This is a genomic window from Sphaerospermopsis sp. FACHB-1094, assembly GCF_014696195.1.
GTDB classification, from domain to species: Bacteria; Cyanobacteriota; Cyanobacteriia; order Cyanobacteriales; family Nostocaceae; genus Sphaerospermopsis; species Sphaerospermopsis kisseleviana.
Map to the genome: position 1 here is coordinate 1 of NZ_JACJPT010000008.1, position 22955 is coordinate 22955.

Annotated in this window: 20 protein-coding genes and 1 pseudogene; 8 read left to right on the plus strand and 13 right to left on the minus strand. The window is 38.8% G+C overall.

Annotation, left to right across the window (positions count from 1 at the left end; translation table 11 throughout):
• From H6F47_RS03720 to H6F47_RS03730, 3 genes are all read left to right on the plus strand, one after another.
• On the plus strand, positions 1–1516 hold a 1516-nt coding region (locus H6F47_RS03720), incomplete at its 5' end, for an ATP-binding protein (RefSeq protein ID WP_190647742.1).
• A gap of 98 nt (positions 1517–1614) precedes the next feature.
• Positions 1615–2700: an RNA-binding domain-containing protein gene (locus H6F47_RS03725; RefSeq protein ID WP_190647744.1), complete on the plus strand. Its 1086-nt coding sequence runs from the start codon at positions 1615–1617 to the stop codon at positions 2698–2700.
• A gap of 60 nt (positions 2701–2760) precedes the next feature.
• Complete coding sequence (locus H6F47_RS03730) at positions 2761–2922, plus strand: DUF6364 family protein (RefSeq protein ID WP_199291052.1); 162 nt, start codon at positions 2761–2763, stop codon at positions 2920–2922.
• 21 nt (positions 2923–2943) lie between these two features.
• On the opposite strand, the gene H6F47_RS03735 is transcribed toward H6F47_RS03730, so the two are convergent.
• From H6F47_RS03735 to H6F47_RS03745, 3 genes are all read right to left on the minus strand, one after another.
• The gene (locus H6F47_RS03735) at positions 2944–3144 is read right to left on the minus strand and encodes a hypothetical protein (RefSeq protein ID WP_137668550.1); all 201 of its coding nucleotides are present in this window, start codon (positions 3142–3144) and stop codon (positions 2944–2946) included.
• A gap of 400 nt (positions 3145–3544) precedes the next feature.
• Entirely contained in the window at positions 3545–6247 is a 2703-nt protein-coding gene (gene cphA, locus H6F47_RS03740) for a cyanophycin synthetase (RefSeq protein WP_096566844.1), read from the minus strand.
• 170 nt (positions 6248–6417) lie between these two features.
• A complete protein-coding gene (locus H6F47_RS03745; protein WP_137668552.1) occupies positions 6418–7281 on the minus strand; it encodes a cyanophycinase in 864 nt (287 codons plus the stop codon).
• A gap of 722 nt (positions 7282–8003) precedes the next feature.
• On the opposite strand from H6F47_RS03745, the gene trmD reads away from it, so the two are divergent.
• Positions 8004–8714, plus strand: a complete 711-nt coding sequence (gene trmD, locus H6F47_RS03750) for a tRNA (guanosine(37)-N1)-methyltransferase TrmD (RefSeq protein WP_137668551.1) — start codon at positions 8004–8006, stop codon at positions 8712–8714.
• On the opposite strand, the gene H6F47_RS03755 is transcribed toward trmD, so the two are convergent.
• Positions 8636–8881, minus strand: a complete 246-nt coding sequence (locus tag H6F47_RS03755; protein ID WP_190647746.1) for a hypothetical protein — start codon at positions 8879–8881, stop codon at positions 8636–8638. The genes trmD and H6F47_RS03755 overlap by 79 nt on opposite strands.
• Positions 8882–9518: 637 nt before the next feature.
• Positions 9519–9950 (minus strand): hypothetical protein, encoded by a 432-nt coding sequence (locus tag H6F47_RS03760; RefSeq protein WP_096567238.1) that lies wholly within the window; start codon positions 9948–9950, stop codon positions 9519–9521.
• 293 nt (positions 9951–10243) lie between these two features.
• Here H6F47_RS03760 and psbQ point away from each other — a divergent pair, with 293 nt between their 5' ends.
• Positions 10244–10687 (plus strand): photosystem II protein PsbQ, encoded by a 444-nt coding sequence (gene psbQ / locus H6F47_RS03765; RefSeq protein WP_190347811.1) that lies wholly within the window; start codon positions 10244–10246, stop codon positions 10685–10687.
• Between the two features lie 236 nt (positions 10688–10923).
• Positions 10924–12072 (plus strand): FAD-dependent oxidoreductase, encoded by a 1149-nt coding sequence (locus tag H6F47_RS03770; protein ID WP_096567234.1) that lies wholly within the window; start codon positions 10924–10926, stop codon positions 12070–12072.
• A 687-nt stretch (positions 12073–12759) separates the two neighbouring features.
• Here H6F47_RS03770 and H6F47_RS03775 read toward each other — a convergent pair.
• Positions 12760–14511 carry an ABC transporter ATP-binding protein gene (locus H6F47_RS03775; RefSeq protein ID WP_190647748.1) on the minus strand — a complete coding sequence of 584 codons (1752 nt, stop codon included), beginning with the start codon at positions 14509–14511 and terminating at the stop codon, positions 12760–12762.
• A 138-nt stretch (positions 14512–14649) separates the two neighbouring features.
• Complete coding sequence (locus H6F47_RS03780) at positions 14650–15291, minus strand: hypothetical protein (RefSeq protein WP_096567226.1); 642 nt, start codon at positions 15289–15291, stop codon at positions 14650–14652.
• Between the two features lie 475 nt (positions 15292–15766).
• Between H6F47_RS03780 and galE the strand changes: the two genes are divergently transcribed.
• Positions 15767–16765, plus strand: coding sequence for a UDP-glucose 4-epimerase GalE (galE, locus tag H6F47_RS03785; protein ID WP_190347794.1), 999 nt, complete (start codon positions 15767–15769; stop codon positions 16763–16765).
• Here galE and H6F47_RS03790 read toward each other — a convergent pair.
• The 4 genes from H6F47_RS03790 to H6F47_RS03805 all read right to left on the minus strand — a co-directional run bounded on the left by H6F47_RS03790 (position 16747) and on the right by H6F47_RS03805 (position 19553).
• Positions 16747–16890: a hypothetical protein gene (locus H6F47_RS03790; RefSeq protein WP_190647749.1), complete on the minus strand. Its 144-nt coding sequence runs from the start codon at positions 16888–16890 to the stop codon at positions 16747–16749. The genes galE and H6F47_RS03790 overlap by 19 nt on opposite strands.
• A gap of 35 nt (positions 16891–16925) precedes the next feature.
• Entirely contained in the window at positions 16926–17525 is a 600-nt protein-coding gene (locus tag H6F47_RS03795) for a hypothetical protein (RefSeq protein WP_096567222.1), read from the minus strand.
• A 39-nt stretch (positions 17526–17564) separates the two neighbouring features.
• Complete coding sequence (locus H6F47_RS03800) at positions 17565–18806, minus strand: sulfite exporter TauE/SafE family protein (RefSeq protein ID WP_190347818.1); 1242 nt, start codon at positions 18804–18806, stop codon at positions 17565–17567.
• Positions 18807–19121: 315 nt separating this feature from the next.
• Positions 19122–19553, minus strand: coding sequence for a hypothetical protein (locus H6F47_RS03805; protein WP_137669347.1), 432 nt, complete (start codon positions 19551–19553; stop codon positions 19122–19124).
• Positions 19554–19725: 172 nt separating this feature from the next.
• Between H6F47_RS03805 and H6F47_RS03810 the strand changes: the two are divergent.
• Positions 19726–20763 (plus strand): annotated as a pseudogene (locus H6F47_RS03810) (alpha/beta hydrolase); the annotation flags it as partial.
• A gap of 280 nt (positions 20764–21043) precedes the next feature.
• Here H6F47_RS03810 and H6F47_RS03815 read toward each other — a convergent pair.
• Positions 21044–21829, minus strand: a complete 786-nt coding sequence (locus tag H6F47_RS03815; protein WP_190647751.1) for a DUF4058 family protein — start codon at positions 21827–21829, stop codon at positions 21044–21046.
• A gap of 97 nt (positions 21830–21926) precedes the next feature.
• The gene (locus H6F47_RS03820; protein WP_190347790.1) at positions 21927–22856 is read right to left on the minus strand and encodes an energy-coupling factor transporter transmembrane protein EcfT; all 930 of its coding nucleotides are present in this window, start codon (positions 22854–22856) and stop codon (positions 21927–21929) included.
• Positions 22857–22955: the final 99 nt, after the last annotated feature.

Genomic DNA, 22955 nt, shown 5'->3' on the forward strand with positions numbered 1-22955 from the left:
TAGCTATGGTAAAGCCTTAGCTGAGTCGGGAAATTATGAAAAGGCTTGTGATATTTTTGAGAGGTCTTTAAATATTAATCCTGATGATATAATAGCATTAAATAGCTATGGTAAAGCCTTAGCTGAGTCGGGAAATTATGAAAAAGCTTGTGATATTTTTGAGAGATTTTTACAAATAAAATCTAATAATTACATATCTTTTATATACGCTAGATGTCTAGAACATTTGGGTAAATACACAGATGCCATATCTCAACTGCAAGCGATAGATTTTGATAGTCTCCCCCAATATCATATAAATGTTATTCATATTACTTTAGGAAGACTTTATTATTGTCTTCAATCTTACGAACAAGGAAATAAGTATTTTAACTTAGCACTTGCTAACTCAGATGATAAAGAGAAGTCAATACTATCCAGTGCTAGAAGTATTCTCGCTCATAATCCTTATAATGAAACTGCTGTGAAGATGTTACAACAAATTGCTGAGGAATCACCACGCTATTCTCAAGCAATGGAAATGTTGACACTAAATTTAAGTGAAGAAGAATATTTTAAAATGGTCAAATCTGATTATCAAAGTGGTGTGAATGACACCGAAATACTAAATCGAGCAATTTATCATAAAATTGCTAATGAAATCAGTATTCTCAAAGGCATTGCTTACCGGATTTTGCGTTTTTCTCAAACAGAAGATCCCTTACTTACAGGTATTATTAATGATATTGAGGATGTATTTGAAGAAGTTAACCGTCGTCGAGCATTAGAAAAATCCCAAATTTCCACTATTGCTAATGATGAATATGAGCAAATTATAGAAATTATTTCCAAAACTGCTCACGATATTTCTGATTTTGTTAATAATCAGTTAGCAATTATTGAGTCTAAAACCAGACGTGCAATGAGAAAACTTGCTGTTGATGACCCTCACTATAAGCAATTTGAGAAACTATTAACACAACTAGAATTTACTCAAATTGCTCTTAATGATCTCAAAGCTATTAATGAAGGGATTAAAATTAAAAATCATCATTTTAAAATCAAAAAACTATTTGAAAAATGGGAAGCTAACCCTCATATTGATAATGCTTCTATTACTCTGGATATTAAAAATGGTGATTCAGAGTTTAATGGTGATGAAGAAAAGATCAAAAGTATTTTAAATGAATTAGTAGAAAATTCCCTCAAACACAATGCTAAAAAACTAGATTTAAACATCTCTATATCTACAGAGGATATTATCAATCCTCCGGGAATCCGTGGTGCTAATATTCCGGGTGAGCAAAAATATCTATTAATTGAGTTTAATGATAATGGTCAAGGAGTTCCCCCAGATAAAAAAGATTGGATATTTCAACCTTTAAAAACTACCGCTAGTGAAGGTCATGGTAGTGGTTTAGGATTATTCATTATCCGCAAAACATTAACACAGATGAACGGACACATCCAAGAAACTGGATGGAAAGGAGCTAGATTTAAAATCTATATTCCTTATACAAAAAGCGAAAATACTTAATTGTGTTAAATTTGATATAAGTCACACTATCAGGTTATACTAGGAATATAGTATAATTTGCTTTGTGTCATTTTTAAATCTCTGAAAATTATAGAATTATGCAGACTAAAAATATTCATTTGCTATTGGTGGAAGATAATTCTGGCTACCTCACTCAACTTATAGAGTGGTTAAATGATTATGGTTATCGTCAGATTCAGACTGCTTCTAGTGTAGTTGAAGCAACAGAAAAGTTATGTGATCCTTTTGATGTCATAATTGCTGATATGCGAATGGAGCAAGATAACAGTGGATTTGTGATTTTGGAAGAGGTAAAAGCACGTAATCTTTCATCAGTGGTGATTATCCTCACTGCTAATGATAATGTGATAGATTGTCGAAATGCTTTTAAATTGCAAGCATGGGACTATATTTCTAAAACCATGCGGGGTAATGTTTTTGATGCTCTCCACGATTCTATCCAAGAAGCTATTACATATTTTAATCGGTGGGGTAATGTTCACAATGAACAATGGATAACTGAAAATCTGGAACTTTTAGAAAAAGACTATTGGGGTAAATATATTGCAGTCATTAATAAAACTGTGATTGAAACAGCAGATAATGAAGATACCCTCAACAAATTACTTGAGGAACGAAAATTAAGACGGTTTTTAACTACTATTAGAAAAATAGGTGATTTACAACCAATTTCTCAACTGATAAAATTACCAGAAAGTCCAAAATTAGAATATAAAAGCACTTTGCAATGGGATGTTAGACAAAATCGTAAAAATGAGGATTTAAAATTTAATGTCCTTAAAACTATTGCTGCTTTTCTCAATTCTGAAGGTGGAACGCTAATTATTGGAGTTGAAGATGATGGTAATATTTTTGGATTAGAGCAAGATTTAGCTACACTTTCCAAAGGTTCTCTAGATCAATTTAAACAAACAATTGTAAATCTGATTTGCGATCGCATTGGTCCTGGCTTTATGTCATTAGTTACAGTTAGATTTGAGACAATACAAAGTAAAACAGTATGTGCAATTGATGTCAGAAAATCAGATATAATAGCTGTGATGCAAGGTAAAGATAAAAAATCAGAACTCTATATTCGTGCGGGTAATACCTCAAAGTCTCTTGATATTTCAGAAACAGTAGAATTTTGTTTAAATCAGAACAAAAACAATATCAAGAGTTGATATAATATAAGAGAAAATTATGATTTTTCTCAATCTATTAAAAATCCCTATTCTAAACAGTTGAAAAAACAGGTCACAATTGATTTAGAACAGGATGTAATTGAATACTTTGAAGAAATAGCTCAAGAAACTGGCATTTCTTATGTAAAATTAATTCATCTTTATCTGCGTGAACGTATGGAAAATAAACGCCAATTATCAATAATCAAACAAATAACTTAGACGGAACATGAAAATATTTACCTAAAACTTCAGCTTGTTCTGCATTGATATTACAATCACCTTGAAGAACAGTATTGCTTCCTGATCACCTTCTTTAAGACCTAAAATATTTAATAAATCTGCTTCATCCATTCCCCTTTCTTCCATCAAATGTTGTAAAACTTGTAGAGGTTTTGCAGGTTCTAAAGGATGATTTTCAGTTTCATATTTCTCTACCAACATTACTAATAAATCATATAAAGCATCTTCTTCTGTGGTTCTATTTTTATTAAATAAAAGCCGTTCAACTTCTTGTAATGCTGATTGCTATTCATTACGATCAATAGCATAATTTATATCCTTTCCCATCCTGTAAATCCTTAAATCCTGTACTTCGACTTACTTCGACTTACTTCGACTTACTTCGACTTACTTCGACTGCGCCCTTCGACTGCGCCCTTCGACACCGCCCTTCGACACCGCCCTTCGACATCGCCCTTCGACACCGCTCAGGACAGGCTCAGTACAAGTCGCTCAGTAACCAGACATCCTGATTCAGACAAAAAAACCGACAACCCAACGAACTAATAACACAAAAAAAAATCAACAGTAGGGACAATTCATAAATTATCCCTACCGGAAATTAGAGTAGGGTATTAACCACGGAAGAAGGTGCTACCCCATTTTGGGAATCATTAATCGTAGTATTTGCGCTTTGTGGCTGAATTTCTTCCTGTACACCCCGCACCTTAATCAACCGAATAGCACGACTCACACTTTCCGGTAAAATCACCACCAGACTACCATCAGGAGCCATATCCAAACCTTTATTAATGGCTTGGGTTTCATCCAGAATTGATTCATAACGGCAATTAGGTTTAGCCTGATTAATGCCTTGAATAATCAAATCTGCGGCTGATCCCCGTGGTCTACCTCTAGTGTCATCATCTTCTTTAACAATGATGTAGTCAAAAATATCAGCTGCTAATTTACCCAGAATGACAAAATCTTCATCCCGGCGATCGCCCGGTCCCCCGACTATACCTATGCGCTGTCCACTTGTCCAGTTACGAACAAAAGATCCCACAGCTTCATAACTAGCAGGGTTGTGGGCATAATCTACCAAAGCATGGTATTTACCCAAATTAAACAAATTCATCCGTCCTGGTGTTTGACTCACTGAAGCGCGGAAAGTCCTCAAACCAGAACGAATTTGTTCAATACTCACATTCTGTACAAAAGCTGCCAAACTTGCTGCTAAAGCATTGGCAATCATAAACGGCGCTTTTCCGCCCATTGTTAAGGGTATATTTTCTGCTCTTTCTATCCGATGTGTCCAATCGCCTTTAACAATTGACAGATAACCATTTTCATATACTGCCGCTACTCCTCCCTTCTGGATGTGCTTTCGCACCAGTTCCGAGTCAGGATTCATGGTGAAGTAAGCAATATTGGCTTTTGTTTTTTCTGCCATCGCTGCTACACGATGATCATCAGCATTGAGAACTGCATAACCATCAGGAAACACCGCTTCAGCAACTACACTTTTCAGGTTTGCTAACTGTTCAATGGTATCAATATCACCGATACCTAAATGGTCAGCAGCTACATTTAACACCACACCCACATTAGCCGCATCAAAGCCTAACCCAGAACGGAGAATACCACCCCGTGCCGATTCTAATACAGCCACCTCCACAGTTGGATCTTGCAGGATCACATGGGCGCTTTGAGGACCAGTGTTATCTCCAGCTTCCACCAAGAAATCACCGATATAAGTACCATCTGTTGTGGTATAACCGACAACTTTACCTGTTTGCTTATAAATGTGTGCTAACAGACGAGTTGTAGTAGTTTTACCATTAGTACCAGTGACACTGAGGATAGGAAGACGGCTCGGTTTTTCGTTGGGGAACAGCATATCCATGACTGCGCCGGCAACATTGCGGGGAGTACCCACACTGGGAGCAACGTGCATCCGAAAACCAGGGGCGGCGTTAACTTCCACGATCACACCATCCATCTCTCTCAGCGGACGGCTAATATCCGTAGTGACGACATCCAAACCTGCAATATCCAAACCGATAATTTTCACTACCCGTTGTGCTAACCAGACATTTTCCGGGTGAATTTCGTCGGTACGATCCACAGCAATACCACCTGTACTCAGGTTAGCCGTTGCCCGCAGATAACAAATTTGCCCCTTGGGAGGCACACTATTAACGGTGTAACCTTGTCTTTCTAATAGCTGGTAGCTGGTACGATCTAACTCAATTTTAGTCAGGACATTATCATGACCTTCACCGCGATTCGGGTCTTTGTTGGTTTCATCAACCAATTCAGCAATAGTGGATTTACCATCACCAACTACATGGGCGGGAACTCGTTCCGCTACAGCTACAACTTTACCATCTACCACTAACACCCGATGGTCACGCCCAACATAATACCGTTCCACAATAATAGAACGGGAAACCTGTCTAGCCGCGTCATAGCCTGCTTCAGCTTCATCCCAATTCCTGATATCAATGGTGATACCACGTCCATGATTGCCATCTAGAGGTTTGATGACTATAGGATAACCGCCAACATATTCAATGGCTTCTTCCAAATCATCCAAGAAGTTAATCACCGTACCTCTGGGTACTGGTACACCATTGGTAGCGAGGATGCGTTTGGTGGCTTCTTTATCACAAGCTAATTCTACACCGAGAATGCCTGTTTTATCGGTCATTGTGGCCTGCATCCGTTTTTGATTCACACCATAGCCGAGTTGAATCAGAAACCTGGCGGCTAGAGGCATCCAAGGAATACCTCTTTTTTCTGCTTCTTTGACTATTGCTTCTGTAGAAGGACCAAGGGAAGCATCACGCCAAAAGTCTTTAAGGTCTTGAATATCCTGCTCTAACTCGGCTTTAGGATAACGACCCCGATCAACAATGCTTTGACAAAGCCGCACTGCTGCACGTCCCGCATAACGTCCCGCTTCTTCATTTAGGTACTCAATCACTACCTGGTAAACTCCAGGAGTGGCAGTCTCACGGGTACGGCCGAAACCTACGTGCATTCCAGCTAGTTCCTGGAGTTCTAAAGCTACGTGTTCTACGATATGACCCATCATGGTGCCTTCTCGTACACGCATCAGAAAACCACCACGACAGCCCGGTGAACAATAGTGACCCTCCAGACTTGGTAGGGCTTCAACTAATCCTTCATAAAAGCCTGGGATTTGATTTGAGGGTGTTTCGGCAAGGTTTTCCAAATCAAGGCGCATGACGATTAGTTTATGGCGTCGAATGCTCCAATAGTTTGGGCCGCGTAAGGTCTGGATCTTGAGGATTCTCATGGGAATAGGTAGATGGAGATTCGGAACCAAAATTCTAGTTTCTTACTGAAATTGACCGCTAAACTGTTCACTATAAACAGTTTTTTCTTTTTAGATAGTATTTGTCTATTTTTTTGGCAACAACAAATAAATGCGCGGTCAACCAGTGTAACCTCAGATACTCTATCCCGTCAGCTGGAGATCCGATGCACAGCGGGTAAAACAGTACGTTGGTAAAGATGAAAGCGATCTCCGTAACTGAGGATATGTAGACGTAAATTATGTACAGTCAATGGTTCGTTGGCACTGACATGGTGTTCGTTAGTATGGGTAAGTTCTGTAGGGTCAACAATTGTGACGCTACCTTTACCTAATACTTGCAACCAACCATCACGTTCAAACACAGCACAAGTATCTTCATCAATGCCAATACCAAGACGATCTGGATGGGCTGCGATCGCACTAATCAATCTTCCCATCCGATTGCGGTTGTGAAAGTGTTGATCGACGATAACTTCAGGAATAAATCCTAAACCTGTGGCCATATCAACCAGGGAACGATTGGGCGTTTCCCCACTACCTCCACCTGCAATCATGTGATGTCCCATGACTGCTGCCCCCGCACTCGTTCCTGCTAAAGTCAGTTGTCCTGCTCGCACCCGCTGGCGGATAATATCCATTGCCGGTGTATCTGACAGAACTCCACAGAGGCGCAATTGATCTCCCCCTGTTAAAAAGACCCCAGTACAGGCTTCTAAGGATGCCTGAATTTGAGAGTTTTCGCATTGTTCGCGTTCACGAATGTCTAAAATCTCAACCTTTTCCGCACCCATTTCTTCAAAAATGCGAATATACCGACCACCAATGATGGCTGGTTCGCGGGAGGCAGATGGAACAATTGTAATATATGCCTTACTAGCACCAGCACGAGCAACAAAAGTCCGCAAGATTTCGCGTCCGTGAACTTTGTCTTCTGCGCCTCCGATAACTAGAACGGCGGTTTTAGTTGCTTGGGGTGTCCTCATTTCCAGCGATTTAGCTTTTAATTGCTGCATTGTGTTTCTGTGGTCAACAACTTCAGGAACCATCGCCTTTAAAGGTTTCCCAGGCTTGTGGCGAATGGCTTGTGAATTTAATCAGGTTTAGTCGCCTGTTTCTTTTCGCCCTTTGCTTTTTTAAGAGGACACTTTTGATCAGTTTCAGAGTTGCTAAATTTGACTCTCCAACTTTTCCTTAAACGCAGATGAAGTTTAAGTTCTGTCATGTCCGTTACTGTTCCTCATCACCAGCGCCTTGTTTTTCACCTTTCTGCTGATTCCAGAGTGGTAGAATAAATAGTGCTTTCAGGCTGGGTTTACCCTTTAGTTTTGGGGGCGAAAGCAGGTCTTGACACTCTTTTTTCTGAAGCTGGCTCGATACATCCTGGAAGTTGTTAACTTTGGTGGGATTATTAATTTAAATTTAGTTGTGACAATATTTAAACATAAATTAAGTAATTAGAAAAACTTTTGCTCCCACTAAAAAGATAAGAATTCTGGTACTTTTAGATACTATAGCTACGGTTTATCTCTAGTATTACCTCCTCCTGACTTCACAGGAACTCTTAATGGGATAAAGAGGGGAAGATAGAAAGATGGGAATATGGGGAGAAATATTTACGTTCTGCCTTGTGCCTTGTGCCTTCTGTCTTGTGCCTTCTGTCTTGTGCCTTGTGCCTCATTGGTAATTTACGTTAAATGTCCCAATCTCATCTTAGTGTCATTAAATACGAATTATTGTGCGTTTTGATATAGTTACACTTTTTCCTGATAGTTTTAGTTCAGTTCTGGGATCTGGTCTTTTGGGCAAAGCCCTAGCCAAGCAGATTGCTGAAGTACATCTGGTTAATCCCAGGGATTTTACCACAGATAAACATCGTAAGGTAGATGATGAACCCTACGGCGGTGGTGTGGGGATGCTGATGAAGCCTGAACCGATTTTTGCATCTGTGGAATCTTTGCCGATTTTACCGCGTCGAGAGGTAATTTTGATGAGTCCCCAAGGTGAAACAATAAATCAGCCCCTGCTGCGAGAATTAGCAACAAATTATGACCAATTGGTGGTGATTTGTGGACATTATGAAGGGGTAGATGAAAGAGTGCTAAATTTAGTCACTCGTGAAGTGTCTTTGGGTGATTTTATCCTCACCGGTGGCGAAATTCCGGCGATGGCGTTATTAAATGGCGTTGTACGCTTACTACCAGGGACGGTGGGTAAGGTAGAATCTCTCAAGGCTGAAAGTTTTGAGGAAGGTTTATTAGATTTTCCCCAGTATACCCGTCCTGCCAATTTTCGCGGTTGGAAAGTCCCAAATGTGCTACTCAGTGGTAATCATAGGGAAATTGCCAAATGGCGTTTTCAACAACAAATTCAACGCACCGCTTCCCGTCGTCCCGATTTGCTGCAAAAATGGCAACAAGAGAGGGAACAGGGGACTGGTGATTGGTGACTGGGGACTGGTGACTGGTGACTGGGGACTGGTGACTGGGGACTGGTGACTGGTGACTGGTGACTGGGGACTGGTGACTGGTGACTGGGGACTGGGGACTGGTGACTGGTGACTGGTGACTGGGGACTGGGGACTGGGTAATCAATTTTATTATTCCCAATTACCAATTACCAATTACCAATTACCAATTACCAACTACCAATTTATTAATCTTTAATACCAGATATTGAGGTAGGGTGAATAGTGTTTGAGTTGGAGATAACATAGGAGATCATGGAAGAACCGATATAAAAACCACAAAATATTAAAGTTCCAAAAAAAAACGTAAAGCTAACACATTTAACAGCAAACGGAAAAGAAAATCTACCTGATTTACCAAATGTGGAAAAGCGCATATATTTCCTCGGTGTGGTGTTGATGGTAGATAACACCTGGGGAATATTTAGACGCTGATTAATTCAACTTGCAGAATTATAGAATTATAGAATTATAGAATTATAGAATTATAGAATTATATTTATGTTATGACAGAAAATCAGAGATATTTCTGTTGAATATTTATCATATTTTAGGACTTACGCAAGATGTGACTGAAAACCTTATTCTTGCGTAGGGGTAATTCATGTAGCTTGCTTCCCGAAGGGTATTACCCCTACTTTCGTTCCCTTTTGCGTAAGTCCTGATATTTGTTAGCTTGGGAAGGTGTGGGAAGATGGAGAGAAATATTTTAGATTATAAATTTTAGATTGAATTTGAAAAAAACAATCCAAAATCCAAAATCCAAAATTCATAACTCCTGACTCCTTATAAATCAGAATTTATGTTAAAGACTTCTAATATTTGTCTGCAAATTTGTTTGAGTTTGTCACCAATAACAGGAGAAGGTAAAGACTCACCAACAAAACTCCATTGATCTACCGTTGACAGTCGCCATGCTTGCCCACGATGATCAAATCCTGATACTTCAATCCCAATAGCTCGCCGAGATTTATTGATGGGATCTTGATAAAAACGGATTTGAAATAAAACGCTACGACAGCGCCAAGATTTGCTGATTCCCGGAAAGTGAAAACCGATGTCGATGGAATCAGGATCTACGAGTTCCCTGGTTTCTGGGTCATTATGCCAAGGTTTAAGATCGCTTTTGGCATCAGGAAACTCTAATTTAAACAAGTTCACTACTGTAGCAATCTTGCTGGCTAGTTCAAGGTTTGTTGCCTGTTCAGCTGCATTCACGTTAAAACTCTCCTAATATCGCATCAGTCTGTGGGGGATGTGAAAACAGAAAAACCGCCAGAAGGTTTGTCTTATTAGTGTTTCAGCTTATCAAGAACATTGGAAGTTTTGCAACTGTGAATGAAGATTTCCTCACATTTATCACAGGAGTCAGGAGTCAGGATGCAAGAATTTCCTCCCGATGAAGTGAGAGAATTTTTGACAAAACTTTCACGAGTAGGAACGAAAAATTACAGTAGCGATCTAAAATGACACTGTAAATTGGTAAACAAATAGCAAATTAATTTCCTTTTATGGTGCGTCAACGCTCTATTTTGTCACTGATTCTTGTACTTTTGACTACATTCCTGATCAGCTGTGGCAGTCCTAGTGTTGCTACTGCACCTCCAACTTACACACCGGCTCAAGTTGCCAAAATTCAGGAATATTTTCCTGATATTCAGGTGGTGCGCGATCGCTCACAAGAACTGCAAACCCTGATTCAAAGCGGTGAATGGATCAAGGTGGGTAATTTTATTCATGGACCAATGACGGAAGCTAGGCTGAATATGACCTATGTTATCCCCAACCTATTAGCCCAAGACCAGTCTAAAGCCAGACAAATTACCAAGGATTTATTGAGTGATTTGGTAAAAATTGACAAAGCTGCTAGTGGGGGTAACACCAGTCAAGCTTTAAGTGCTTACAAAGATGCCTTTGCAGATGTTGACAAGTTCCTACAACTGATTCCAGAGTAAAGTGACTGGTGACTGGGAACTGGGAACTGGTGACTGGGGACTGGGGACAGTAATAGATTTACCCATTATCAATTACCAATTACCTATTACCAATTACCTATTACCAGCTTTAACCAGATAACTAATCACTGACAACTAAATAACTCTGAGTCTTGAGTCACAAAACGCTAGGTTAATCAAGTGATAGGGTGAAGGGGATAGTCTTAACTCTTCATCCCTCACTGTTTACAAAATTTATGAATATAGTAATTATCGGTTGTGGTGTAGTTGGGGCAGCGATCGCCTATCAACTGAGCCAAATTAAAGGTTTAAATATCACTGTTTTTGAGAAAAACCAACCAGCACAAGGTTCTACTGCTGCGGCTTTGGGTGTTTTAATGGGCATTATTAGCCATAAAACCAAGGGTAAAGCTTGGCAGATCCGCGAAGAAAGTATTAAACGTTATCAAACTTTAATTCCTGAACTGGAAGGTATGACAGGGCGGAAAATTCCTTGTAACCGTCAGGGTCTTGTCATGTTATTGTCTGAAGACCCAGAACACCCTTTAGAAAGTGGTGTGGAGGTAATGACAGATTGGGAACAATTACGGGAAATTCGTAAATCTCAAGGATGGCAGTTAGCTGTGTGGGACAAGGAAAAACTAGAAAAATTCTGTCCACAAGTTAATAATTCTACTGTGATTGGTGCTGTTTATTCTCCTCAAGACCTGCAACTCAACCCCACAGCGTTAACTTTAGCTTTGGTAGATGCAGCGCAACGCAATGGGGTAAAATTTAAATTTGGTGTGGCTGTACGCAATCATCAAGCCCCTTCTACTGACATAGTTCAGATCACACCCCATGTTACTGAAAAACTTAAATTTATGGAAACTTCAGAAGCTAAAGTTGAGGCAGATTGGTTTATTGTGACTGCTGGCTTAGGTTCAACTTTACTCACTAGACAATTAAATCATAAGGTAAATATTCGCCCAGTTTTAGGACAGGCTTTATATTTAAGTTTAGGACGGGTTTTAGGCAATCCTGATTTTCAACCAGTAATTACTGGCAATGATGTTCATCTTGTACCTATGGGTAATGGTGACTATTGGGTGGGTGCTACGGTAGAATTTCCCAATAATGAAGATGAGATTTTAGCTAAAAAAGAATTGTTAGAATCTGTCAAACAACAGGCGATCGCCTTTTGTCCAGATTTATCTGAGGCGAAAATTCTCCGCACTTGGTCTGGTATGCGTCCCCGTCCTGAAGGTAGACCAGCACCCGTGATTGAAAAATTAGCTAATTATAGTAATGTGATTTTAGCCACTGGTCATTATCGCAACGGTGTTTTACTCGCACCTGCTACAGCTTCAATCGTGCAAAATATGATTATGGATCAAGGTTCTTAATATTAGGTAACAGGTGACAGGTGACAGGTGACAGGTGACAGGTGACAGGTGACAGGTGACAGGTTAATTAATCACTTTTTCCATCCTGATTTAATCCTGTAAATCCTTAAATCCTGTACTTCGGCTTACTTCGACTGCGCCCTTCGACACCGCCCTTCGACACCGCTCAGGACAGGCTCAGGACAGGCTCAGGACAGGCTCAGGACAGGCTCAGTACAAGTCGCTCAGTAACCAGACATCCTGATTCAGACAAATAATATTTAATTATCTTGTTAATTATTTTATGATAGTTCTTCCTTGTCGAAACTTATGATATCAGATTTTCAGGCAGAAGTCAATAGATTAATCTCCTCAATTGTGAGATGTTTGTTCTCAATTTCACTTTTCACCTGACTGTATTTGTAGATTTTTAACAATTTTATCCAGATCCAGGCTTAAACTGTATATGAACATGGTATAAATTTAAAGATAGTTTCTAAGAGGTTGTTTGAAAAGTATTAGATGAAACCGATAATCTCTAGAAACCTAACCCCCCTTCCCCCTTCCCTACAAGCAAATGGGGGTTTCAAAGCCTCCCCCCGCGTCGGGGAGAGGTTTGGAGAGGGGTTTATTTATACATTAAAAACTTTTCAAACATCCTCTTACAGGAAAATTTGCTACTTTAATGTAGTAACTCAATGTAGTTACTCAATGTAGTAACTCTTCTACTTGATGCTGACTCCACAATTTTTGATATAATCCTGATTGTTCCACAAGTTCTGAATGTTTACCAATTTGTACAATTTTACCATGATCCATAACCATGATTCTATCAGCAGTCGCCGCTGCTGAAAGTTGATGGGTAATGAAAATCACGGTTTTCTGTTTTGTACCGCTAGAGAGATTTTTCAGAATTTTGGTAGCAGTTTGATTATCCACACTAGAAAGGGCATCATCTAAAATTAAAACTGGAGCATCAATTAACATGGCTCTAGCTAAAGATGTACGTTGTCGCTGGCCACCGGAAAGGGTAATTCCTCTTTCACCAACAATTGTTTCATATTCCTGGGGGAAATTATTAATTTCAGCGGCTATTTGAGCAAGATTAGCAACAGCTTCTACCCTTTCTTGTTCACTAATGGGGTCGCCATAACGGATATTATTTTTAATGGTGGTACTAAACAAAAAACTATCTTGAGGAACGTAAGCGATCGCCCCTCGTAAATCATTTAATGCTATTTTTGTAACATCCAAACCATCTAAAAATAACTGTTCCTCCTGAATATCCAACAACCGTGGTAAAGCATTAGCTAAAGTAGATTTTCCCGAACCAATAGCCCCGACCACTGCTACCACTTCCCCTGGTTTAATAGTAAAGTTAATATCATCTAAAGCCGGGGTATTAGCACCAGGGTAGGTGTAACTAAAATTTTTGGCTGTAACTTCACCTTTAACTGTATTTGTGGGTAGAGAAATAGCATCAGGTGGATCTTGAATTTTGGGAATGATACTAAAAATTGATTCTAACCGATCAATACTAACTTCACCTCTTTGGTAAGCAGTAATGGTAAAACCTAATAAAGCCGTGGGGAAAACTAAACGCTCTACATAAATCAATAAAGCCAAAAAATCACCCACAGCCAGATTACCAGAAGATATCCGCATAGTTCCCAACCAAATAATAATTAGGGAACTAATATTAGCTAAACCACCAATCAGAGGAAACAGAGTACTGCGGGTTTTAGCTAATGTCAAGTTAGCTGTTAATAAAGCCTGATTTTTCTTTTGAAAAGCTCGACGCTCATTTTCTTCTTGAGCGTAAATTTTAATCAAAGAAATACCACTGATATCTTCTTGGATCAGTTCGCTAATATCCGAAAGTTGTTCTTGGACAGCAGCTTGTTGTGTGCGTAGGCGATCGCTAAAAAAATGCACCAACAAAAACATAAACGGATAAACTGCCAGAGAAGCTAAAGTCAGATCCACACTAATTGATAGCATTACTGGCAGCGTCAGAGTATAAGCAAAAAAAGTATTTGCTAAACTCAATACCGCAAAACCCAACAACCGCCTGATATTGTCCACATCGCTAGTAGCCCGACTAATAAGATCACCAGAAGTATTACTGGCAAAATAAGACGGTTCTAGTTGAAGTAAATGCTCAAAAATTCGCTGTTTCAGTTCAAATTCTACCTGACGACCCACACCAAAAATCCAGATGCGGGAAGCCATACGCATCATCCACATTGCGGAACTGAGGGCGATAATGATTACTACATAACGTAGTACCTGATCCAATCTAAAAGTTGTGGAAACTGTATCCACCCCAGAGCGAATCAGCAAAGGAATATAAACGCCCAACCCATTGACAGACAATAAGGCAATAATGCCCAAAGCAGTATCCTGCCAATGGGGACGTAAGTAACTACCGAGTTTAGCAAGCCGTCGAGATTGTGCCATTTAAGCAATTTTACACTTTGTCATCCTAAATCGCAAAAGGCAGGGGCATTGGGCGATTCAATGAAAGGATTTTGGATTTTGGATTGTTTTTGTCATCTAAAATCTAAAATCTAAAATTTTACTGCCCCTGCCTCCTGATCACGAGCGCCCACGTAAGAAAACGTAAATTTGATTAAGATAACTTTCCCAAACTTGGGTTGTGAGTTGCAGAGTTTCCGCATTAGGTACAAAATCTTCTACACGCAACCCCCTTGTACTGATAGCTTGAGGATTTTGTAGTAGATAAGATGGGATTTTCACATCACCCACAGGTAAGATGCCAGCAGTCATCACATCGGAGATGGTATTGGCACTGTTAATAGTTTGGTTAATAGCTGGTACTGTTGCTACCAATGTAGGAGGAGGCAATATAGCTGCAACTGGTGATCTAACTAAAAAGTAAGCAATAGCGGGTGTACTCGACAATAACAAAATTGTCAACGCCCAACCTAACAAATATCCCCCTGGTTTTTCTATGCCACCGCCTTTAATTTTTTGGGCAGCAAGCATCAACATTAAAGTGGCTGCGCCCAGAGGTTTGAGAGGAAACGAGATAAACCGCCACAGGGATGCCACCGCAGGTTCACCAGGATTAAAAAATGCCAAAGCTAAAACAACCAGTACAATCCCTAACACAAATCGGCCAACAAAGCTTACTGTTGGGTAGAATCTTTGGAACAAAGAATAGGCAACAACGCCAATTAATAGCCACAGTAAGACCCGGCTGAGTAATTGAAACATAGATTAACTCTCTAATTTTCTTGTGCGGCTAGTCTATGAGGATCAGGTATAGCAACCACCAAGGCGGTTAAAACCTCAGTGTAGTAATGGAAGTCTGGCTAAAACAGGGTGTTATTCCTGAACGGCAGTTGCTTCACTTGGGGAGACCCCAAGACCGCACTGCCTCCTCCTGACTCCTGTACGGGCGAAGCATTCGGGCGACTAATTATCAATTTTATGAAAAGGCTATTTTCCGAATGCTTCGCCCCTACGACTTCTGACTCCTGCTATAAGTGGGTTTATTTTATCGTCAAACTGCAATTTATCACTGACTTAAAAATAACTCCCACTTCACGCACACAGACTACCGTCGTAGTGATTTTAGAGCAAATTTTTGACACTGAGTGTATTATTTGGAATTTTTCAAAAGACTAACCTAACACCAGTGGCATAAATTAATTGAGTAGTCGTCGTCAACTCGTTAAAAGGAACAACTATGTCAACGCAAAACCCCACCATCCTAGTCACAGGGGGAGCAGGATACATCGGTTCTCATGCCGTGAAAGCCTTACTGCAAGCGGGTTATCAGGTGTTAATCTTGGATAATCTGGTCTATGGCCATCGAGATTTGGTAGAACAGGTTTTGCAGGTAAAACTCATTGAAGGTGATATAGAAGATCGTCCCCTGTTGGATCATCTGTTTCAAACCCACAAAATTGAAGCAGTTATGCACTTTTCTGCTTATGCCTATGTGGGTGAATCCGTAACTGACCCGGACAAATATTACCGTAATAATGTTGTGGCAACTTTGACGTTATTGGAAGCGATGCTGGCAGCGTCTATTAAAAAATTTGTCTTTTCTTCTACCTGTGCCACTTACGGAGTCCCAAAATTTATCCCTATCACTGAGGATCATCCCCAAAATCCCATTAACCCCTATGGTGCTACTAAGTTAATGGTGGAAAGGATACTCTCGGATTTTGATGTTGCTTACGGTTTAAAATCTGTATGTTTCCGCTATTTTAATGCTGCTGGTGCTGATCCTAGTGGTTTATTAGGAGAGGATCATAATCCCGAAACTCATCTAATTCCTTTGGTATTACAGACAGCTTTAGGTCAACGCCAATCAATTTCTATTTTTGGTACTGATTATCCCACCGCTGATGGTACTTGTATTCGTGATTATATTCACGTTTCTGATTTAGCAGATGCCCATATTTTAGGTTTGGAATATCTGCTTAAAGGTGGTGAAAGTAATGTTTTCAATTTAGGTAATGGTAACGGTTTTTCTGTGAGAGAAGTTATTGCTGCTGCTCAAGAAGTGACAGGAATAAATATATCAGTTCAAGAATGCGATCGCCGTCCTGGTGATCCTCCTTCTCTCATTGGTAGTAGCGAAAAAGCCAGAAAAATCTTAGGTTGGCAACCTATATATCCTGATATCAAAGATATTGTCACTCACGCCTGGAACTGGCATCAAAAAAGGCATAAGTAGGAGATTGGTGATTGGTGATTGGTGATTGGTGATTGGTGATTGGTGATTGGTGATTGGTGATTGGTGATTGGTGATTGGTGACAGAAAAAGGCAAAAGGCAAGAGTTTATTCTTACCAATTATCAATTATCAATTATCAATTATCAATTATCAATTACCCATTACCCTCTTTTCAGTGTTTTCACTACAAAAACTACAATTCCTATAGATAAAAGTAAAATTGCCACGATAATTATAGGTTGTACAAAACCTATAACCGCATTTTGTTGTTGATTATTCTGTTGATTATCTTCAATTACATTTTCTACTACTTGTGGTGTTGCTATTGCTTTACCTGCGGCCACAGTAACTTGAAACTTTAACTCAAAAGGTCGAAAACTCTCTGCTGTTGCTGGTTTTCCACTCAGTTGCAGTTCATAAACTCCTGGTTTGGGAAAAATTATGTCTGCTCCTGGTATGCCTTGATACCGTTCAGCATCAACGGGTTTTAAAGGAGGTTCAAGCAGTGCCGGTTCTTCTGGTGCATGGGGTTCTGCATAAATAGCCAACTCACAATCACACTCTTTTAAAGGTAGAACTTTACCACCTTTACGAGTCAAAGCAAACCAAGTTGCCGCAGGTTCACCAGCACGGGGATTATCATTAGGTTCAATGTGGATAGTACCGCCAATATCACCTGATATTTTGACCGTATGGGCAGAAGCAACAGGAAGAGATGTAAATGTTATAAATAACAAAAGTAGGAATAATTTGTAATTCATAATTGAAGGCAGGAGGCAGGAGTTTTCAATTTTCAATTTTCAATTTTCAATTGATTTGTCACCTTTCTTTGGAGGAACATAGAATTTTTCTAATTTTAAAATTGACCAAAACCAGCGCGATCGCACTAACAAAACACCCAAAGTAATTATTACCAATAACAAAGCTGCTAATCTATTACCCCAAGTTAATCTTAAAGCACCCAAGTAATGAGAACCAATTAAGACTACATGAATAGTAGCCAACAGCAAAGCAGGAACGCTCAACAGATGGATTTGTCGCCAACGCTTACCTAATGACTTTTGCAGAAAATCAAAACTTGTGCAAGCTGCTGGACTCATCAATACTAAAGCTACAGCACCCGCACCCATCGCCCATTGAAATTCTAGCGGTAAGAACCAAACAGCAGCAAAATTCCATTCTAAAGAGTGTTCTATATTATGAATGGTATGTACCACTGATAGCACAAACGCCCCTACTCCTAAAGCGCGACGGTAGCGCATAGGTGATGGACAAAAACCACTGAGAGGACGAGCAACTAAGGCCAAAATTAAGCAAATTAGGGCAGCGTGTCCACTGTAGTCTACCATTGTATCACCCGTTCGCAATAGGGTAATGATGCCAATGATTAATGTCACCCAACCACCCAAGCGAAATAACTGACTGCGCCTATCTTTACTCATCAAGGAAGTGGAAACACCTACTCCTAACATCGTCGGCAAAGTTCCCAAACCAAAAGCTAACATGGTAATTGCACCTTGCCATAAATTACCCGTAGCAGCAGCTTTGATTTGAGCAGCATATAAAAATCCACAAGGCATTAAACCCCAGGTCATACCCAAAAGTGCTGGTGTCCACCATTTTGTATGTAAAGATAGTTTCACCATTCCCGCACTTAAACGGTTATGTAAATTACCTTTTAACAAAGGGTGTAATAAGGGAATATGCGGTATTAAGTCTGGTTTAAGTTGTCCTAAACCAAACCAAATTAACATAATACCAGTAATTATAGCTATCCAGCGGCGTAAATCACTACCCACACCTGCTAATTGTCCACCTTCAACCAATGCCGAACCAAGAGCGCCAATAGCTGTACCTACTAGGGTATAGCTTAACAGTCTTCCTAAATTTAACAGAGTATGAAATTTTACTTGCTGTTGCCAATTTTGGGTTTCTTGTTGACGGGAAAGGGAAAAAGCAACTGCTAAAGGTCCACACATTCCAAAACAATGTCCAAAACTTCCCAAAAAACCCAGGAGCGATATAAGTAGTAAATCTAACATCATCTGATGATATATTATATGTTTTCAAAAATCAAATATGAGTCCTATATATTAATTAAGAGTTATTAATTCATAATTCATAATTCATAATTGTAAAGGTTTGATTCCCCTACCTTGGTAGACAGATCGGTTTCATCTGGGGTTGAAATCCTGATTTGAAACCTAATTATCAATTATCAATTATCAATTATCAATTATCAATTATCATTGATGTTGTTTACTGGAAAAATTTAATGTATATTGACAAATTTGTCAAAAGACAAGCTGTCAAACTTGCCTTTATTGGCTATTGGCTGATTACCGATAACTGAATAATTACTTTTTAGGAAAAGTTAAAGTCCAGTTTTGGGGATTATTTAGTTGAAAATATAAACCTTGAAATATCATTTTGACAGCAATGCGACTTCTGATATACCTCCGAATTAAATGTGTTCCTGGTTCTGCAAAAACATCATCATAATTTTGGCGGTGTCCAAAAGGACGAGAACAGTATTTGCGATCGCCTGGAATTGATAACATAAAAAATTGACTTTCTTTGTATTCATCAGGAACTTGAAATATACCATATACATTATGTTCACCCAGCCAAGGTTTAACCCTCACCTGTTTAGCTTGCACTTGAAAATTTTGTTTGTTTAATTTGAGTACAGTTGCAAGTCCGCAATTAGAATCATTAACAGGCCACCAGATAATAATCATGATCAATGAACACAAAAAAAGTAAACTATAGATCAAGGGAGGGCGCATAAATTAACTACATCATTGAAGAAAAACAAAAGCCACCGATTTACCAGAAATTTGGTTATAATTACTATTAATCTATTCAACTTAAATTATTATTCACCCGGCTATTTTAAGTAACAACAGTAATTTTACTCCGTAATTTTACTCCTGTCCAACTATTTCGCCCTCACGTCTCTACGATCCTATACAAGCAGGAAGCGCCCAATTACAAATACTAAACTTAAATTTAAATGATGAAAAGCGTCAATGCAACATTCCTGTTGATGTTTATTGGTCAAATTCTGCTAACACTGAAAAACCTGTAATTGTCTTTTCTCATGGTTACAAGTCAGTTCGCACAGACTTACGCTATTTAGCGGAACATCTTGCGTCTCACGGTTATGTAGTTGCAGCTTTAGAACATCCTGGTAGTAATTTTACAGCTAATAAAGATGGAGATTCTTTAAAATCACAGGAATTTTTAGCACGTCCCCAAGATGTGAGTTTTGTTCTCGATGAATTAGCAAAAATCAACCAAACTCCTAATAACCAATTACAAAGTAAACTAGCAACTAATAAGGTAATGGTTGTCGGTTATTCTTTTGGTGGTACTACAGCTTTAGCATTAGCTGGTGGTGAATTTCAAATTGCTAGTTTGAAACAAAGCTGTGAGCAAAATTCCTCTAAATTAACTCCAGTACAAGAGTTTATTTGTGTAGCTAAAGAATTACCAGAAAATAGCTATCAATTGCGAGATAAAAGAATTAAACAAATTGTAGCTTTGACACCGGCTACATCTCTATTATTTGGGGAAACTGGTTTATCAAAGGTGCAAGTACCGACTCTGATGTTAACAGGTTCTGCTGATAATATTACCCCAATTTTAAGCGAACAAATTACCAGTTTTGCAACAATTCCCTCTCCTAAATGGTTAGCGGCTGCGGTTGGTGCTACCCATCTGAGTGTGCTAGATCCTAACTTAATTAGTGAACAACAAAGAACAAAAAACCTATCTATTTCTAGTCGGGAAGTGGTGGGTGAAAAAGCAGCGGATATTCACAAATATGTTAAAGCTATCACTTTAGCAATGGCAGCACAATTAACTCCAGAAGCTAGTAAATATAGTGTTTTTCTGACTCCAGATTATGCTCAAATTGCTTCAACTCCACTTTTCCCATTTCGTCTAATGACTGAAATTCCCCCTGCTGCAATGGGTTTAATACCAAGAAATTAGGAAATGGGAAGAGAAAGTAAAAAGTCAAAAAAAAGGGGATACAATTTTGGATTTTGGATTGTTTTTGTCAACTCCAATCTAAAACCTAAAATCTAAAATCTAAAATTATTCTGACTCCTGACTAATGACTAATAAATACAAAAAAGGCTTGGAAGAGAACCCAAGCCCAGACTTCACTCAGGGTAAAATATGTAATCAATATATCGACTTTCAGTAATTTAAACATCCATCTAAAGGAATAAAATTGAACAAAGTCAGTAGTTTTACTGTTAAAAATATGCTACCTCAACCGTTTATCCCGCAACAACTCATCTATCCAAGCCGCATCTGCTTTTGCAAGTGCTGGTACTGGTTCTTGACTATAGTCTATGACCAAATCATAATCATAAATCTCATATACCTGATTTAACAAGGCTTTCAAATCTATTACTGGTTCACTATCACCTGCACACAAAGGTAAAGAAAAAGCTGGAATTATATTTTGTATATTAAAAGCATATAAATCTGCTTGAGGACGGCGATTTCCACGACACACTAAAATTCGATAATCACTTTCAATATTATCACCAAACATGGGCATGGGTTCGCCTTTGCGTAGTAAATCAATTTCTACTAAATTACTACGACTACCTAATACTTGTTGCCGTTTTTCTTGATATGCTTCTCTTCCTTTACATGAACGTTTATTAGTAGGAGAAAGAATTTCAATTGTGGTAATTAATTTCTCTGTTCCAACTTCTTTAACTTCTAAATATCCTTCTTTAATATTAATTGGCATTGGTACGGTAACTGTTACAGATTTTGGTGCAGGTGCAGCAACAGCAACCTTTGTATTTTTGGTTTCACTGATATTTTTCCGACTTTTCACGATCACATCAGGAATACCTACTAATAATGAACTATCATCTATGGTTTCATAGGTTCTCACTTCTACGGCAACTCGATATTTAGGACGCAGTTGAGGTGATAAAAATCTGGCAATTTCGCTAATTAATAAGTGATGTAGTCCAGGAAATAAGTCTGGGTGTTCTAAATATGGGTTCATTCCGGGAAAGATAGAAGTCATTTCTTGAACTCCTTTGACAATTTTAGATTTTGGATTTTAGATTTTGGATTTTAGATTGGGAAATTATTTCCCTATCAGCTTGTGCTTTTCATCTACATTAAGAAACTTCTGTTCCAAATGCTATCCTCAGTCCCCAAAATACAATTAAAATTCCTATAGCTACCCAATCACCTGTTTTTAATTTTAATTCTTGCCATTTGACTCGATGTTCATTAGGACTGGTAAACCCTCTTACCATCATAGCATTTGCCATTTGTTCGGATCTTAATAGCAAATTTTCTAATAATCTTTCAATCACTATTAACCAAACTTTTGCACTTCCTTTTAATCCTAGTTTTTTCCAGTTAATTGCTCTTGTCATTACAGAACGTACTAGGTTTTGAATTTCTTCTAAAACTAAGGGTATAAACCGCAATGATAATGTTAAAGTGAGGGTAATTTCCGTGACGGGAATTGTGAATTTTCTCAACGGTTGCATTAAGCTTTCCATCCCAGATGTAATTTCTTCTGGTGCGGTTGTGAGTAAATATAAATTAGTGCTGTAAATTAAACTAAATACTATTGTACTCAAGCTAATTGCTAAATCCAAAGAACGACGATTTACTTTTATTGGTCCTTGGTGAATTAGCATATAACTGTATTCTTTATTACTATCTTCTATTTCTGGACTTGCTTTGCTATCTTTAGCGGTTGATGGTTGAGTTAAAACCTGTTCATTTGCTGGTAGGCGTGGTTGATAATTTATACTGTATCCGTCAGGGCTGATCGAACCGATCACCAATACCATTAATGACAGAACTAGCAACCAGCCCATTTGTTGCCGCCATACTCTCAGGGGAATTTTGGCAAATAAGGTAAAAATAATTAACATTATTACCAGTAGTACCCGCCAATAGTTGTTAGCAACTACATAGCTGGTGAGAAAGCTTAACAACCAAACTAACTTAACTCGTGGATCTAATTTATGTAGCCAAGTTTGCGGTTGTTCTAAGTATAATCCGAGTGGGAGCGATCGCAGTAAGTCCATATTTCAATTTTAGATTTTAGATTTTAGATTTTAGATTTTGCAGGAGAAAACTTTTGTAACTATGAAAATTTTGGATTGTTAGCTAATTTATCCTAATCT

What these genes read in the sequence shown, in the direction of transcription:
- H6F47_RS03795 (WP_096567222.1), bottom strand. Translation starts at nt 17,525, where the DNA reads ATGAATTACAAATTATTCCTACTTTTGTTATTTATAACATTTACATCT.
- galE (WP_190347794.1), top strand. Translation starts at nt 15,767, where the DNA reads ATGTCAACGCAAAACCCCACCATCCTAGTCACAGGGGGAGCAGGATAC.
- H6F47_RS03805 (WP_137669347.1), bottom strand. Translation starts at nt 19,553, where the DNA reads ATGCGCCCTCCCTTGATCTATAGTTTACTTTTTTTGTGTTCATTGATC.
- H6F47_RS03800 (WP_190347818.1), bottom strand. Translation starts at nt 18,806, where the DNA reads ATGTTAGATTTACTACTTATATCGCTCCTGGGTTTTTTGGGAAGTTTT.
- H6F47_RS03820 (WP_190347790.1), bottom strand. Translation starts at nt 22,856, where the DNA reads ATGGACTTACTGCGATCGCTCCCACTCGGATTATACTTAGAACAACCG.
- cphA (WP_096566844.1), bottom strand. Translation starts at nt 6,247, where the DNA reads ATGAGAATCCTCAAGATCCAGACCTTACGCGGCCCAAACTATTGGAGC.
- psbQ (WP_190347811.1), top strand. Translation starts at nt 10,244, where the DNA reads ATGGTGCGTCAACGCTCTATTTTGTCACTGATTCTTGTACTTTTGACT.
- H6F47_RS03725 (WP_190647744.1), top strand. Translation starts at nt 1,615, where the DNA reads ATGCAGACTAAAAATATTCATTTGCTATTGGTGGAAGATAATTCTGGC.
- H6F47_RS03780 (WP_096567226.1), bottom strand. Translation starts at nt 15,291, where the DNA reads ATGTTTCAATTACTCAGCCGGGTCTTACTGTGGCTATTAATTGGCGTT.
- H6F47_RS03815 (WP_190647751.1), bottom strand. Translation starts at nt 21,829, where the DNA reads ATGACTTCTATCTTTCCCGGAATGAACCCATATTTAGAACACCCAGAC.
- H6F47_RS03735 (WP_137668550.1), bottom strand. Translation starts at nt 3,144, where the DNA reads ATGTTGGTAGAGAAATATGAAACTGAAAATCATCCTTTAGAACCTGCA.
- H6F47_RS03745 (WP_137668552.1), bottom strand. Translation starts at nt 7,281, where the DNA reads ATGCAGCAATTAAAAGCTAAATCGCTGGAAATGAGGACACCCCAAGCA.
- H6F47_RS03775 (WP_190647748.1), bottom strand. Translation starts at nt 14,511, where the DNA reads ATGGCACAATCTCGACGGCTTGCTAAACTCGGTAGTTACTTACGTCCC.
- H6F47_RS03770 (WP_096567234.1), top strand. Translation starts at nt 10,924, where the DNA reads ATGAATATAGTAATTATCGGTTGTGGTGTAGTTGGGGCAGCGATCGCC.